A 13,257-nucleotide genomic window follows, 5' to 3' on the forward strand; every position below is an offset into this window, starting at 1 on the left:
GAGAGAGATCATGTCCAGCCTGAAACCTCTGAGCCATCTCGAGACCCACGAGGTGTTCAACCAGCCGCCGCCCTTCGAGGGGGTGAACCTGTTCACCGGCGATCTCGCCCTGGTCGAGGCGCTGCGCAAGGCCGGCGGCGGCACCCATGAGGCCCGGCTTGGCGCGCTCGGTGCCCAGGCCGGGACGGCCGAGGTGATCGACTGGGGTTACGAAGCCAATCGCAAGACGCCGGAACTGGATACTTTCGACCGCTACGGCCGGCGTATCGACGAGGTGCGTTTTCACCCGGCCTATCACCAGTTGATGGCCTTCGGTCTCGACAATGGCTTCGCGTCCATCGCCTGGGACGGCTCGCCCGCCGGGCATGTCGGCCATGCCGCGATCCTGTTCCTGGCCGGCCAGGCGGATTCCGGCACCATCTGCCCGATGACCATGACCTATGCCGCCGTGCCGGCGCTGCGGGCCGAACCCTCGGTGGCCGAGGTCTGGGTGCCGCGCATCCAGGCCGGCCGCTACGATCCCGCCGCGCGCCCTGCCTCGGAGAAGGCCGGCGTCACCATCGGCATGGCGATGACCGAGAAGCAGGGCGGCTCCGACGTTCGCGCCAATACCACGAAGGCCGTGCCGACGGACGAGGATGGCTGGTACAGCCTGACCGGCCACAAGTGGTTCTGCTCGGCCCCCATGTGCGACGCCTTCCTGACCCTCGCCTATGCTCCCGGCGGCATGACCTGCTTCCTGGTGCCGCGCTGGCTGCCGAGTGGCGAGCGCAACGCCGGCTTCCGGGTGATGCGCCTCAAGGACAAGCTGGGCGACCGTTCCAACGCGTCGTCCGAGATCGAGTATCACGGCGCGCTGGCCCAGCGCCTCGGACCCGAGGGGCGCGGCGTCGCCACCATCATCCAGATGGTCCAGCACACAAGGCTCGACTGTGTCGTCGGCTCGGCGCAGATCATGCGCGGCGCCGTCGCCCAGGCGCTGTGGCATACCGCCAACCGCTCGGCCTTCCAGCGCCGGCTGGTCGACCAGCCGGCCATGGCGGCCGTGCTGGCCGATCTCGCGCTCGAGAGCGAGGCGGCGACCACGCTTGGCTTCCGGCTCGCCCAGGCTTTCGATGCCGAAGATCCGATCGCGCGCCTGCTGACGCCGGTCGCCAAATACTGGGTCTGCAAGCGCACGCCCGGTGTCGTCTACGAGGCGATGGAGTGCCACGGCGGCGCCGGTTACATCGAGACGGGGCCGATGGCCCGGCTGTTCCGCCAGTCGCCGCTGAACGCGATCTGGGAAGGCTCGGGCAATGTCATCGCCCTTGACGTGCTGCGCGCGATGGCGCGCGAGCCCGAGGGCGTGGTCGCTCTCCAGCACTATCTCGCCGCCCAGACCGGCAGGAACGGCGACTACGACCGCTGGCTCGGCGCCATCGACCTTGACGCCGTCACCGAGGGCAACGCCCGGCTGCTGGTCGAGAGACTGGCCCTGGCCGCCCAGGCTGCCGTGCTGCTCGAATGGGACAATCCTGTGGCCGATGCCTTCTGCGCCCTCCGCCTGCGCGAACGCGGCAGCATCTACGGCGCCTTCGACAGCGCCATCGACACCCGCGCCATCATCGACCGCGCCATGCCCCGCGCCTGAGGGGCGCTGCGCTTTCACGAACCGGCCACGGTCGTGGCCACGACAGAAAAGGAAGGGACGGATCTTCGACCCGCCCCTTCCCCCCTGTCACACTAAGACTGATCCGCGCACAAAGACAGGCTTGGTGTGAAGCTTCGGCAACTCTTCCGGCAGGGTCTCCCAGTCGAGGACATGGCTGACGATCCGGCGCGGGTCCACCCGCCCGCTCTGTGCGAGATCGAGGGCATGGGGAATGTTCACCCGCACATTGTCCCGACCCACGCGCAGGTTCACGGCGTTCAGGTACATCTGGAACAGCGGCAATTCCCCGGTGATGAAGTGGTTGCCCGCGCTTTCGCACATGCCTTCCGGCTCGAGGCAGCAGCAGGCCGTCGCGAGATGCTTGGTGTTGCCGGTCGATTCGATGGCGATGTCGAATACCTGCTGTCCCGCCTCGATCGCCTCGGCCGTCTCGGCGCCATAGCTTTCGGCGATGGCGCGGCGTCCGGCATCGGGATCGACATAGAGCCGGCGCGAGGCGCCGAGGGCACGCGCGATGTCGCAGACATAAAGGCCGATACTGCCCCGGCTGAGGATGAGCACGGTGGCGCCGGGCTTTCGTTGCAGGTGCGGCGCGACGAGGCGCCACGCGAGCGAGAAATTATCGCTGGCCGAGGCCATGGCGATCGGGTCCAGCCCGGCGGGCAGGGGGACCAGCATGGTGTCGGCATAGGGCACGCGGACAAGATCGGAAAACAGCCCGCCCCAGTCACCGCCGATGGGCGCGCCGAACATGGCGAGGCGCGGCACCTGCCGGCAATGGGCGGTCAGTCCCGCGCGGCAGCGGTCGCAGCGGCCACAGGAAATGTGCCACGGCACGACCACTAGATCGCCCGGCCCGACATGGGTGACGCCGGGGCCGGTCTCGACCACTTCGGCGACGCATTCATGGCCGATGGCGAAAGGCGGCGGGGTGGGCGCGCGGCCACCGATGATGGACTTGTCGACGTCGCAGGTCGTCGCCGCGACCGGTTTCACGATGGCGTCGTAGCGGGACTCGATCCTGGGGTCGGGGCGTTCGCGCCATTCGACCTTGCGGTCACCGATGTAGACCAATTCTCTCATGTCGGGCACCCGCCGCAAAAAACATCCGCGTGGTCGACCCCGGCCCGCTGTCTTTCGGGTTTCGGGGGCAGGCGATGTGACCGGACCCGGTTCATTCGGGCCCGGTCGCAATGATGAAGGTTACTGTCCGGTGAAGGCGGGCGGGCGCTTCTGCATCATGGCCATGGCGCCTTCCAGCGCATCGGCGCTTTTGGCCAGCTGGGCCTGCGTCGCGTCGAGGGCGTCGAAGGCTGCGGCTTCCCCGGTCTGAAGGTAGCGCAGGGAGGATCGCTTGGTCTCGCGAACGGCGAGCGGGGCGTTGGCGGCGATCCTGCTGGCGACATCCAGCGCGCTGGCCATGACCTCGGCCGCCGGCACGACTTTCTGCACGATGCCGATCCGGTAGGCGGTCGCCGCGTCGAACTTGTCGCCGGTCAGCAGATATTGCATGGCGTTGCCCCAGCCGGCGTTCTGCAGCCAGCGCACGGTACCGCCGCCGGACACCATGATGCCGCGCGCGACCTCGACCTGGGTGAACATGCAGTCGTCGCCGGCGATCACGATATCGCACGCCAGCATGATCTCGATCCCCACGGTGAAGACGAGGCCCGATACGGCCGCGACCAGCGGCTTGGTGCAGCGCGCCTTCAGTTGCAGGGGGTCGATGCCGGAAAACACGGGGGCGGGCTGCTCGCCGGCCATGATCGGCACGAATTTCATCAGATCGAGGCCGGCGGTGAAATTACCGGCGTCGCCATGGACGATGCCGACCCGGAGTTCGGGATCGTTTTCCAGCCGGTCGAGGGCTTCGGCAAGGCCGGCCATCATCTCGGGGGTGAAGCTGTTCTTCTTTTCCGGCCGGGAGATGCCGATCTTCAGGATGTGACCCTCGACCGAGGTCACGATACGTCCATTGTCACTCATCTGCTTCTCCTCGTTGATTATCGGGCGGTATCGGCGGGGCTTGCGATGGGGCGCCAGACCGGCCAGGGGAAGGGCGGCGCGCCCGGCTCTTCAGCGACCCTGAGCGCACGGACATTCCAGGCGATCATGTTGTAGAGGCCGGCCAGGGTAACGACCTCGATTACGTCCGCTTCGCTCAGTGTCCGGCGGGCCATGGCGAAGCTCTCGTCGCTCACGTCGTGACGCTCGACCAGATCGTCGATCAGGCGGACGATCGCCTGCTGCCGCTCGGTCCAGAGCGCCGGGGTCAACGGGCTGCGAACCGTGTCCTCGATCTGTGACGCGGTCATGCCGCCGGTCTTGCCGAAATAGGCGACATGCACGCCCCATTCATGGGCGGCGCCGAGGCGGCCCGTGATGCGCAGGATCACCAGTTCGCGTTCCAGATCGCTGATCTGGCCGGTGTGCATCAGGCCGCGGCGCGACAGCAGGGGCGCTTCGGCGAAGGCGAGGAAGACTTTCTCGTTGCGGGCGACCGTTTGATAGAGGCCGGGCACGGTGAAGGGCGGTGGCACCGCCTTCGCGAAGGCGGCCGCGATGTCGGGGCCGGGCGGCGATGGCAGGGGGGCGACCCGGGGCGGGGCGTGCCGGCTTGTCTTCGAGTCCATCCATTTCCTCCCGACGAATAAAGACTGTTCGGTCTGTTTTTGGGCACGCGAAACTCCGGCCTAGCAGAGCGCCCGGCGGATCGCTTCGATGCGGGCCGGCGTGAACACCCCGCTGTCGAGCAGGTCGAGGATAGACAGGACATCCCCGCGCGAGCCCCAACTGCCTTCGTCGATGATCTGGAACGTCACCCACCAGGTCGGTGGCGGCTCGGGCAGGCCCAGGACCTCGGCCGCGCCGTTCAGGATGTTGCGGATCACTTCCCGCCGGACCTCGGCGGGCCAGGCCGCTGCCATGACCTTGATCTCGAAGGTGATCACGTCGAGCGGTATCGGGTACGCGGACAGCAATTTGCCGCCAATCGCCATGTGATCGCGCGGCAGCTCCGTGAACTGGACCTGGAAGCCGACGCGGGCGGCGGCCACCTTCTGCCCGACTTCCGGGACCAGGACGGCGTCGGTCAGCACTTCGGCCAGCCGCGCCCTGTCGCCAGCGGTCAGTCGCGCATCGGGCGCAGTCACGCGGATGATGGTCATGTTCCCTCCGTCAGTCCGTATTTAAGACCGTTCGGTCTTAAATACGCGAAGGCGGTCAGGCGAGCAAGGCCGATTTCATATAGGCCTCGATCATCTCGAGGGCGGCTTCACCGGGCAGGCGCGCGCGCTGGACCATCGTCAGCATCACGGCACCCTCGAGGGTCGCGACGATGGCGAGGGCGGCCCTGTCGGGGGCGATCTCGGGCCGAACGCCGCCCTCGGCCTGCCCGGCGGCGAGCAGGCGAGCAATGATCTCCGCCATGCGATCGAGGGACTGGCGCGCCCGGGTCCGCAGCCATTCCGGCCCGTTCGCGCCTTCGACGGCCCCCTTCAGCAAGGGGCAACCGCCGCGCAGGGGAAAATGGCGGCCGTAATCCCGATAGGCGGCGATGAGCCGAAACAGGCGCTCGACCGCCCGGCCCGGGCCCCGTTCGATGTCGAGCATGAAGCGCAGTGCGAGCTCGGTCGCATGGTCGTAGGCGGCCATGGCGACCTCGTCGCGGCTGGCGAAATGATTGTAGAGGCCGCCCTTCTGCAAACCCGCCGCGGCCAGGATGGCCGAGACCGGGGTGGCGACATAGCCGTCGACATTCATCAAGGCCGCGGCCTGCCGAATGATGCGGGCACGGGTGTCATCGCCTTTGGACATGGCTGCCATCGCTAGAAAAAGGACCGTTGGGTCTTTTCGTGCGCTTTCCGCTTTCAGTCAAGGCACAAGGCGACCAGGCGTCGCGTTTCCACCGACCGCAAAATATTCATTTTGCCAATTTCGGAAACCGGTTCACATCGCTGCCCGATTTCTGGAGAAGCTGGCGCGCGACCTCACCCTCAAACGGTGCCTGATCACGCCATCTTCATGACGCCCCGGCCGCTTCCGCCCGTCCACTCGACATCCGACGACGTCTCTCGGGTGGATCGAAAGATTTCGGCATCACGCCTTCGAATGGCCAAACAGGCGCCGTGCCGTCAGTCGGGCCTGACCGCGACCGTTGCCGCCGGGTCCCAGCCAAGCTCCACCGTGGTGCCTTCCGCCGGCAGGGCCTGCGCATTCTCGATCCCGAGATTGAGGGCGAGGGCCAGTCCCGAGGCGCAGCGCAACGAAACTTCGGCGTGGGTGCCAAGGAAGATGGCGGTTTCGACCGTGGCCTTTCGGCTGTTGGGGCCGGGGCCGAGCATGAGTTTCTGCGGGCGGAGGGCGAGGAGGAGGCTGTCGCCGATCCCGGCCGGGCGGGTCCCCAAGGCATGGACCACCGGGCCGTCGGCGGTGTCGAGGGTGGCGATGCCGGCGTCGATACCCGTCACCTTGCCTTCGATGAAATTGCTCTTGCCGAGAAAGTCGGCGACGAAGCGGGTCTCGGGCGCGTCATAGAGCGCGCGGGGGGCGCCCAGCTGTTCGATCTTGCCGGCGCGCATGATGGCGATCCGGTCGGACATCGCCATCGCCTCTTCCTGATCGTGGGTGACGTTGACGAAGGTGCGGCCGAGGCGGCGGTGCAGCTGGCGCAGTTCCAGCTGAAGGTCGTGGCGCAGCTTCTTGTCGAGGGCCCCCATCGGCTCGTCGAGCAGGAGCATCTTGGGCGAGAACACGAGGGCGCGGGCGAGGGCCACGCGCTGCTGCTGCCCGCCCGAAAGCTGCTTGGGCAGGCGGGTGGCGAGATGGCCGAGTTGCACGAGGTCGAGGGCGTCGCGCACCTTGGCCGCGATCTCGGGTTTGCCGAGGCCGCGCACCTTCAGCGGATAGCCGACATTGCCGGCGACAGTCATATGGGGGAACAGGGCGTAACCCTGAAACACCACGCCGAAATCCCGCTTCTCGGGCGCAAGGGCGGTGATCGAGCTGCCGCCTACGAAAATGTCGCCGTGGGTCGGCTCGACAAAGCCGGCGAGCGCCATCAGGAGGGTGCTTTTGCCCGAGCCGGACGGCCCGAGCAGGGTGAGGAATTCGCCCGCCGCGACGTGGAGGTTCACATCGTCGAGCGCGCGGAAGTCGCCGTAATATTTGGAGAGGCCGTAGAGGCGGATATCCTGGCCGGCGCTTTCGTCCGTCATGACACGTCCTTGGGTTTGGCGCGGGCGAGGTCGCGCAGCAGGTAGATCGCGGCGACGATCACGGTCGCGCCGATCATCAGGGTGGAAACCGCGGCGACCGCGGGGTCGATATTGTCGCGGATGTCGGACCAGATCTTGCGCGGCAGGGTATAGACGCTGCGCGACGAGACGAACAGCGTCACGATGATCTCGTCCCACGAGATGACGAAGGCGAAGAGACCGCCGGTGAGGAGGCCCGCCTTCACATTGGGCACGATCACGTCACGCACGGTGCGGAACGGCCCGGCGCCGAGGCTGCGCGCCGCCTGGGCGATGCGGGGGTCCAGCCCCTCGAGCGCGGCCGAGACGGTCATGAAGACGAAGGGCATGCCCAGAATGGCGTGGGACAGGATGACCCCGAACACCGTGTCGAACAGCCCGAGGGTCACCCAGGCGCGCGACAGGGCGAGGGCGGTGACGATGGGCGGCACGATCATCGGCATCAGGGCGAGCACGCCGATGATGCGCGCGGCCCGGCCGCCGATCCGCCACAGACCGATGGCCGCCGCGCCGCCGGTGAAGGTGGCGATCAGCGTGGCGCCGATGCCGACCATGGCGCTGTCGCCCAGCGCGCCCAGCCAGGCATCCTCGGTAAAGACGCTGGCGTAATGGCGCAGCGAAAGCTCGCCCTGCGGCATCGACAGAAATCGCTCCGGCGTCAGCGACAGCGGCACCGAGATGAACATGGGCGCCAGCAGGAAGCCGACAACGATCCAGGCGATGGTGACGCAAAGGATCAACCCGGGGGTAAGGCGGCGGGTCATCAGCCGAAGCCTTTCTTCAGGCCGACCGTCTTCGCCATGATCCCGATCAGGACGAGGGTGAGGACGAGAAGGACGACCGACTGCGCCGCGCCGAAGCCCCAGCGCACGGTCTGCAGGATGGCGACCGAGACGGATTCCGCCAGCATGACCACGCGCCCGCCGCCGAGAATGGCCGGCGTCACATAGAAGCCGAGGCCGAAGACGAAGACGATCACCGTCGCCGCGAAGACGCCGGGCAGGGTCAGCGGCAGATAGACCTTGAGGAAGGTGGTCACCGCCCCGGCGCCGAGGCTGCGCGAGGCGAACAGGAGGCGCTGGTCGATGCCGCGCATCACCGCGAAGATGGGCAGCACGGCGTAGGGAATGAGGTAATGCACCATGCCGATGACGACGCCGAGTTCGTTACGGACGAGGGCCAGAGGCTGGTCGATGGCGCCCGACTGCATCAGCCAGTCGTTCACCGGCCCCTGGTCGCGCAGCAGCACGAGCCAGGAAAAGGCCCGGATCAGCACGGAAATCCACAGGGGCACGAGCACGGCGACGACGAGGATGCGCTGATGCGTCTCCCGGACATGGGCCATGGCGAAGGCGACGCAGAAGCCGAGCACGATGGAGATCACCGTGGTGATCGCGCAGAGGCGCAAGGTCGTCAGCAGCACCTTCAGCGGGCCGCTGGCGGTCGCGATCCGTTCGTAATTGTCGAGGCCGGGCTTCGGATCGCTGACGCTGAGCAACAGGACATTGCCCAGCGGCAGCAGGTAAAGGCAGACGACGAGGATCAGGATCGGCGCGACCAGCCACCAGTGCGGATCGAGATGGCCCCGCGCATCGCGCAGGGCCACCCGAAAGCCGGTCGGTCGTGCCGTCTTGTCAGCCGGCGACGGCATCGAGCCAGGTGTTCAGTTCGGTGTCGTAATGATCCGCATACCACTGCTCGTTGCGGATGATGCCGACATCGAGATGCGAGGTCGGGTTGAGGCGCTTCTGTTCCTCGCTCAGCAGGGCAAGGGCGGCCGGATTGGCCGGGCCGTTGCCCATGGCGTCCAGCAGCTTGATCTGCTTCTTGGGGTCCTGGGTCGAGGCGATGAACTTCTGCGCCGCGGCGACATTCTTGCCGCCCTTCGGAATGCACCAGGCGCCCGGGCTGGCGATCTGCTGGTTCCAGATCCAGCCCACGCGGCCCTTGGTGTCGCGCTCCAGCACGGAACAGCGGGTGTTCCAGATGTTGCCCATGACGACTTCGCCGTCGAGGAACAGCTGCTGGCTCGACGCGCCCGAATCCCACAGGACGAGGTTGTCGCCGAGCGACTTCACCATCTCGACGACCAGCTTCATGTCGATCGGATAGACCTCTTCCGGCTTCTTGCCGGCGGCCAGCATGAAGATTTCCGGCATCCCCATGAACCATTTCCACAGGGTGCGCTTGCCCGGGAATTTCTTCAGGTCGAAGAAGTCGGCCCAGCTGGTCGGCGCTTCCGGCAGCTTGGTCTTGTCATAGGCGAGAACGTAGGAATAGACGTAGTTGCCGGCCGAGAGCGGGAACTTGTTCCACTCGAAATAGCCCTTGGGATCGACCACGGAATAGTCGATCGGCTCGAGGTAGTCGGGGCCGAGCTGCAGGCCATAGAAGCCGTCGCCGTCCGACACGTCCCAGATCACGTTCTTCTCGTCGACCATCTTCTTGATGTTGCCCGGCAGCGGCCCGGCGCCGTCGATATTCACCTTGGTTCCCGTCGCCTCGGCGAAGGGCGCGGTCCAGGCGTCCGTATAGGCCTTGACCGCGTCGCCGCCGAAGTTGGAAATCGTGATCTCGCCCGCCGCCATTGCGCGCTTCGCGCCGAGGCCGACGCCGGCTGCGGAGACGCCCAGAATCGCGCAGAGGCTCAGAAAGTCGCGCCGGTTCACCCGGCCGCGCGCGTAAAGGTCCTTGGCGATCGCAAGGGAATCCTCGCGGTGAAGGTCTCGATCCATGCCGCTCTCCACATCTATTGCCTGGCCGCCTGTCGTCCGGGCATGATCACTTTTTAATGCACTTATGTTGCACCGCACGATGATGAAAACCAAACCTTTAGTTAAGTGGAGTCGAAACTGAAGAAGATGACCACCGCCGCGCGGACCCAGCAGGTCTTCCGCGGGGCGATTTCCGACGGCGATCTGCGCCTTTTGCGGGTCTTCCGCACCGTGGTCGAAAACGGCGGTTTCACGGCGGCGGAGGTTGCCCTGAACAAGTCGAAATCGGCCATCAGTCTCGACATCGGCCATCTCGAGCAGCGCATGGGCACGAAACTCTGCGTGCGCGGCCGGGCCGGCTTTCGTCTGACCGACGAAGGACAGATCGTCTATCTCGCCTCGCTCCAGCTGTTCAACGACGTCGAGAAATTTCGCGACCGGGTGGCGACCGCTGTCAAGGCCCTGACCGGCCGGGTCTCGCTGTTGCTGGTCGATAATCTCGTTTCGGTCGCGGCGGGGCCGATGACCCGGGCCATCGCCGAATTCGTCCGCCGCCATCCCAAGGTGGAAATCACCATGGAATCGGCGACCCCGGCCGGGGTCGAACAGGGCATCCTGGAAGGCGAGGCCGATCTCGGCGTCTCGGTCGTGCCGCGGGAAATCGCCTCGATCGAGATGATCCCGCTGTTCCGCGAGGAATTGCGCCTCTATTGCAGCCGGGGCCACGAACTCGCCCAGCGCGGGCTGGCGGGCCTGACGCCGGACGAGGTGCGGCAGCATCGGCTGGTCATGCCCGGCGTGACCGAGGACCCGGGCTTCGGCGCCGTGGTCGCCGGCTTTCCCAAGGATGCCAAGGCGAGCAATATCGACTGCCGCATCCTTCTCGTGCTCTCGGGCGCGTTCCTCGGCTTCCTGCCGCCTCATTTCGCCGATCCCTGGATCGAGAGCGGCGAACTGGTGGAAGTGATGCCGGAGCATTTCCGGACCGAGAACACTTTCTATGTGATGTTCAAGAAATCGACGCGGCAAAGCGCGGCCGGCTCGGCCTTCCTCTCCATCCTGCTCAGCCATTTCGAGAAGGCCAAGCGGATGGAGGTGACCAAGCTCGGTCAGCTGGTCTAGGGGCGGAAGGCGCCCTTGCCGGCACGAGATCCCGGCCTGCGCCGGGATGACGCTTTTTTTCAGAAGTCGTCACTCCGGCGAAGGCCGGAGTCTTGACACGAGTAAGTCTCCGCTCACGCCTCGGCGAACAGGCGGCGGGCGTGGTCGCGCAGGATCAGGGCATCCTCCGCCCGGTCCGAGAGTTCGAGCCCGTCCGCCCCGGTGATCGCATAGTCGCGGGGGCCGAGTTCGCACAGGAAGATCAGCCGCTCGTCCGCGCCCGCGCGCTGTTTCCACAGGCGGAAGCCTTCCTTCCACCAGCCGAGGAAGAGATCGAGCCAGGGCTTCGTCTGCGGGAACTGCACCGGTAGCTGGACCTGACAGCGGCTGGCGATGCGGCCCTGGAACGAGTCGGATCGGGCGAGCAGGCGGGTGATCTGGCCGTGATATTCGCCATAGAGCGGGAACGTCATCTCCCGCCCGACGACATAGTGCGACAGGTCGGCGGCGAGGCGCATCTCGGGGATCGCGTCGAGCAGTTGCAGGGTCGCGAACATGTCGTTGGTGATGCAGTTGCGGTGCGTCTCGAACTGCAGGGGCACGCCTTCCTCGGCGGCGAGGCGCAGCCAGTCGCGGATGACCGGGATCATGCCGTCGACCGAAACCGGCATCACCTGACCGACGACGACGACGAAGGGCGCGCCGATGTCCTTGGCGAGGTGCAGCGCCGGGCGCAGATCCTCGATCGACTTCGGAAAGGCGGTCAGCAGCCCGCCGAGGCCGGTGCGCGCGAAATGCGGCACCGTCTCCTTCGCCTGTTCGAGGGTGAGGGCGCCGAGGTCGATGGCCATGCCCTCGTAGCCCGCCGCCTTCACGGCATCGAAACGCTCGCCCACCGGGGTCTCGGGCACGCCCGGCAGGCGCAGCTCGGTCGCCCACAGGGCCTGATAGACGGCCAGCTCAGGCATTGGCCGTCACCTTGGCGTCTTCGCGGTTGGTGTGGTCGACGATCCAGGGGCGGTCCATCGGATAATCGGCTTCGGTATGGCCGGCCAGTTTCTTCATCACCTGCCACTGGAAGCCGAGATAGGTCATGGAATAGGGCTTGATGCCGTTGCCGTCGAAAATCTCGGCGTGCAGCTGCTTCAGCTTCCAGAACGGCACGCCCGGGAAGGCATGATGGGCGGTGTGATACTGCATGTTCCAGCAGACCCAGCGCAGCAGGGCGTTGGTGCGGGTCGAGCGGGTGTTGGTCAGGATGTTCTGCTCGTGCGACAGGCCAAGGTGCTCGATGGTGTTCTGCAGCTGATGCGCCCATTTGGTCAGCAGCAGCGGCGCCAGCCAGTATTGCACGGCGGCCCAGCTGCCGAACCAGACCGAGACGGCGGCAATGACGAGGTAGCCGAGCATGTGCAGCCGCGCCTCGAGGATCACGTCCTTGCGGCGGATTTCGGGGATATAGGGCTCGATCACGATGCCGAAGCAGAAGCGGACGATGCGCGAGATGCGCGAATACCAGTAGCTCGGCCCGAGAAACCACATCAGATAGCCGAACAGGGAATAGGGCCCGCGCACCAGCTCGCCATCCTTTTCCCAGTCCTGGGTGTGGCGGTGATGGGCGGTGTGCTGGATCTGGTCGAAATCGCGCGGGTACAGCAGGACGAAACCGGTGAGCCGGCCGAAGATCTCGTTCAGGCTGCGCGTCTTGAACACGGTCCAGTGCGACAGCTCGTGCTGGCCGGCATAAAGAAAGTTGAGCAGGGCGCCGTGGATCAGGAAGGCGGGAACCGCCCACCAGCTGCCCCAAGTCTGCGACAGCAGCCAGCCGGTGGCGAGGATCGCGGCGACATGGCTGCCCAGCTGAAGCGCGCCGATGCCGTCGGAGCGTTGGGACAATGCGTGCAGCCGCGCCGGCTTGATCAGGGTTTTGCGAACGAAGACTTCATCCATGGCGCCGGAACTCCTGGCTCGAACTGGAACAATGCCAGAATGATCCTTCAGCGCGCCGCCTGTGGAAATCCGAACGCCGATAATGTCACTTGAGTAAAAACTGAACCAATCACAGCGCAGGCGGCGCCGGCCGGCTGGCGACATAGAAGGCGCAGGCCAGCATCAAGGCGCCGACCCCCGCCGCCAGCCACAGGCCCGGCCGGCTGCCGATCAGGAACACGCCATAGCCGACGGCCATGCCCGACAGGGCGAAGGTCTTGCCCCGGCGCGAGATGGCGCCATAGCGTCGCCAGTCGCGTAAAGTGGGGCCGAAGCGCGGGTGATCCATCAGCCAGGCTTCGAGCCGGGGCGAGGAGCGGGCGAAACAGGCCGCGGCGAGAATGAGGAAGATGGTGGTCGGCATCACCGGCAGAAAGGCGCCCAGCACCGCGAGCCCCGTCATCACGAGCCCGAGCACCAGGAAAAAGCCGCGCCTTGCGCTGTCCATACCCGTCACCGTCGATCGTCGCACCGGCCGCCGGCCGCTATCGCTGGACTGGACCATAAACCCGCCCGCAGGCCAAGCGTTACAGCTTGTGCCGAT

Annotated in this window: 14 protein-coding genes; 2 read left to right on the top strand and 12 right to left on the bottom strand. The window is 66.3% G+C overall.

What is annotated here, in order from left to right; all coding sequences use genetic code 11:
- Positions 1-10: 10 nt before the first annotated feature.
- Positions 11-1,633, top strand: coding sequence for an acyl-CoA dehydrogenase family protein (locus DKG74_RS08470; protein ID WP_109904690.1), 1,623 nt, complete (start codon positions 11-13; stop codon positions 1,631-1,633).
- An 87-nt stretch (positions 1,634-1,720) separates the two neighbouring features.
- On the opposite strand, the gene DKG74_RS08475 is transcribed toward DKG74_RS08470, so the two are convergent.
- The 9 genes from DKG74_RS08475 to DKG74_RS08515 form a co-directional block, all read right to left on the bottom strand.
- Positions 1,721-2,737, bottom strand: a complete 1,017-nt coding sequence (locus DKG74_RS08475; protein WP_109904692.1) for a zinc-dependent alcohol dehydrogenase — start codon at positions 2,735-2,737, stop codon at positions 1,721-1,723.
- A gap of 120 nt (positions 2,738-2,857) precedes the next feature.
- The gene (locus DKG74_RS08480) at positions 2,858-3,640 is read right to left on the bottom strand and encodes a crotonase/enoyl-CoA hydratase family protein (RefSeq protein WP_109904694.1); all 783 of its coding nucleotides are present in this window, start codon (positions 3,638-3,640) and stop codon (positions 2,858-2,860) included.
- Between the two features lie 17 nt (positions 3,641-3,657).
- Positions 3,658-4,287 (bottom strand): carboxymuconolactone decarboxylase family protein, encoded by a 630-nt coding sequence (locus DKG74_RS08485; RefSeq protein WP_109904696.1) that lies wholly within the window; start codon positions 4,285-4,287, stop codon positions 3,658-3,660.
- Positions 4,288-4,347: 60 nt separating this feature from the next.
- Positions 4,348-4,821, bottom strand: coding sequence for a tautomerase family protein (locus tag DKG74_RS08490; RefSeq protein WP_109904698.1), 474 nt, complete (start codon positions 4,819-4,821; stop codon positions 4,348-4,350).
- Between the two features lie 55 nt (positions 4,822-4,876).
- The gene (locus DKG74_RS08495) at positions 4,877-5,470 is read right to left on the bottom strand and encodes a TetR/AcrR family transcriptional regulator (protein WP_165837598.1); all 594 of its coding nucleotides are present in this window, start codon (positions 5,468-5,470) and stop codon (positions 4,877-4,879) included.
- Between the two features lie 317 nt (positions 5,471-5,787).
- Positions 5,788-6,870, bottom strand: a complete 1,083-nt coding sequence (locus DKG74_RS08500; RefSeq protein WP_109904702.1) for an ABC transporter ATP-binding protein — start codon at positions 6,868-6,870, stop codon at positions 5,788-5,790.
- A complete protein-coding gene (locus tag DKG74_RS08505; RefSeq protein ID WP_109904704.1) occupies positions 6,867-7,673 on the bottom strand; it encodes an ABC transporter permease in 807 nt (268 codons plus the stop codon). The genes DKG74_RS08500 and DKG74_RS08505 overlap by 4 nt, the downstream gene beginning before the upstream one ends.
- Complete coding sequence (locus DKG74_RS08510) at positions 7,673-8,560, bottom strand: ABC transporter permease (protein WP_109904706.1); 888 nt, start codon at positions 8,558-8,560, stop codon at positions 7,673-7,675. The genes DKG74_RS08505 and DKG74_RS08510 overlap by 1 nt, the downstream gene beginning before the upstream one ends.
- Entirely contained in the window at positions 8,544-9,644 is a 1,101-nt protein-coding gene (locus tag DKG74_RS08515; RefSeq protein WP_165837599.1) for an ABC transporter substrate-binding protein, read from the bottom strand. The genes DKG74_RS08510 and DKG74_RS08515 overlap by 17 nt, the downstream gene beginning before the upstream one ends.
- Before the next feature lie 126 nt (positions 9,645-9,770).
- Here DKG74_RS08515 and DKG74_RS21475 point away from each other — a divergent pair, with 126 nt between their 5' ends.
- The gene (locus tag DKG74_RS21475) at positions 9,771-10,745 is read left to right on the top strand and encodes a LysR family transcriptional regulator (protein WP_133251543.1); all 975 of its coding nucleotides are present in this window, start codon (positions 9,771-9,773) and stop codon (positions 10,743-10,745) included.
- A gap of 113 nt (positions 10,746-10,858) precedes the next feature.
- Here the strand turns inward: DKG74_RS21475 and DKG74_RS08520 are convergent, their stop codons facing one another.
- The 3 genes from DKG74_RS08520 to DKG74_RS08530 form a co-directional block, all read right to left on the bottom strand.
- On the bottom strand, positions 10,859-11,692 hold the full coding sequence (locus tag DKG74_RS08520) for a sugar phosphate isomerase/epimerase family protein (protein WP_109904710.1): 834 nt from the start codon (positions 11,690-11,692) through the stop codon (positions 10,859-10,861).
- A complete protein-coding gene (locus DKG74_RS08525) occupies positions 11,685-12,674 on the bottom strand; it encodes a fatty acid desaturase (RefSeq protein ID WP_109904712.1) in 990 nt (329 codons plus the stop codon). Before DKG74_RS08525 ends, DKG74_RS08520 begins: the two co-directional genes overlap by 8 nt.
- A gap of 109 nt (positions 12,675-12,783) precedes the next feature.
- The gene (locus DKG74_RS08530) at positions 12,784-13,161 is read right to left on the bottom strand and encodes a YbaN family protein (protein ID WP_243404067.1); all 378 of its coding nucleotides are present in this window, start codon (positions 13,159-13,161) and stop codon (positions 12,784-12,786) included.
- Positions 13,162-13,257: the final 96 nt, after the last annotated feature.

The sequence above is a fragment of the Zavarzinia aquatilis genome, from assembly GCF_003173035.1.
In the GTDB taxonomy this organism is placed as follows: Bacteria; Pseudomonadota; Alphaproteobacteria; order Zavarziniales; family Zavarziniaceae; genus Zavarzinia; species Zavarzinia aquatilis.

Bases quoted from the DNA above. Each gene is read 5' to 3' on its own strand.
- DKG74_RS08470 (WP_109904690.1), top strand. From the start codon at position 11: ATGTCCAGCCTGAAACCTCTGAGCCATCTCGAGACCCACGAGGTGTTC.
- DKG74_RS08475 (WP_109904692.1), bottom strand. From the start codon at position 2,737: ATGAGAGAATTGGTCTACATCGGTGACCGCAAGGTCGAATGGCGCGAA.
- DKG74_RS08480 (WP_109904694.1), bottom strand. From the start codon at position 3,640: ATGAGTGACAATGGACGTATCGTGACCTCGGTCGAGGGTCACATCCTG.
- DKG74_RS08485 (WP_109904696.1), bottom strand. From the start codon at position 4,287: ATGGACTCGAAGACAAGCCGGCACGCCCCGCCCCGGGTCGCCCCCCTG.
- DKG74_RS08490 (WP_109904698.1), bottom strand. From the start codon at position 4,821: ATGACCATCATCCGCGTGACTGCGCCCGATGCGCGACTGACCGCTGGC.
- DKG74_RS08495 (WP_165837598.1), bottom strand. From the start codon at position 5,470: ATGTCCAAAGGCGATGACACCCGTGCCCGCATCATTCGGCAGGCCGCG.
- DKG74_RS08500 (WP_109904702.1), bottom strand. From the start codon at position 6,870: ATGACGGACGAAAGCGCCGGCCAGGATATCCGCCTCTACGGCCTCTCC.
- DKG74_RS08505 (WP_109904704.1), bottom strand. From the start codon at position 7,673: ATGACCCGCCGCCTTACCCCCGGGTTGATCCTTTGCGTCACCATCGCC.
- DKG74_RS08510 (WP_109904706.1), bottom strand. From the start codon at position 8,560: ATGCCGTCGCCGGCTGACAAGACGGCACGACCGACCGGCTTTCGGGTG.
- DKG74_RS08515 (WP_165837599.1), bottom strand. From the start codon at position 9,644: ATGGATCGAGACCTTCACCGCGAGGATTCCCTTGCGATCGCCAAGGAC.
- DKG74_RS21475 (WP_133251543.1), top strand. From the start codon at position 9,771: ATGACCACCGCCGCGCGGACCCAGCAGGTCTTCCGCGGGGCGATTTCC.
- DKG74_RS08520 (WP_109904710.1), bottom strand. From the start codon at position 11,692: ATGCCTGAGCTGGCCGTCTATCAGGCCCTGTGGGCGACCGAGCTGCGC.
- DKG74_RS08525 (WP_109904712.1), bottom strand. From the start codon at position 12,674: ATGGATGAAGTCTTCGTTCGCAAAACCCTGATCAAGCCGGCGCGGCTG.
- DKG74_RS08530 (WP_243404067.1), bottom strand. From the start codon at position 13,161: ATGGACAGCGCAAGGCGCGGCTTTTTCCTGGTGCTCGGGCTCGTGATG.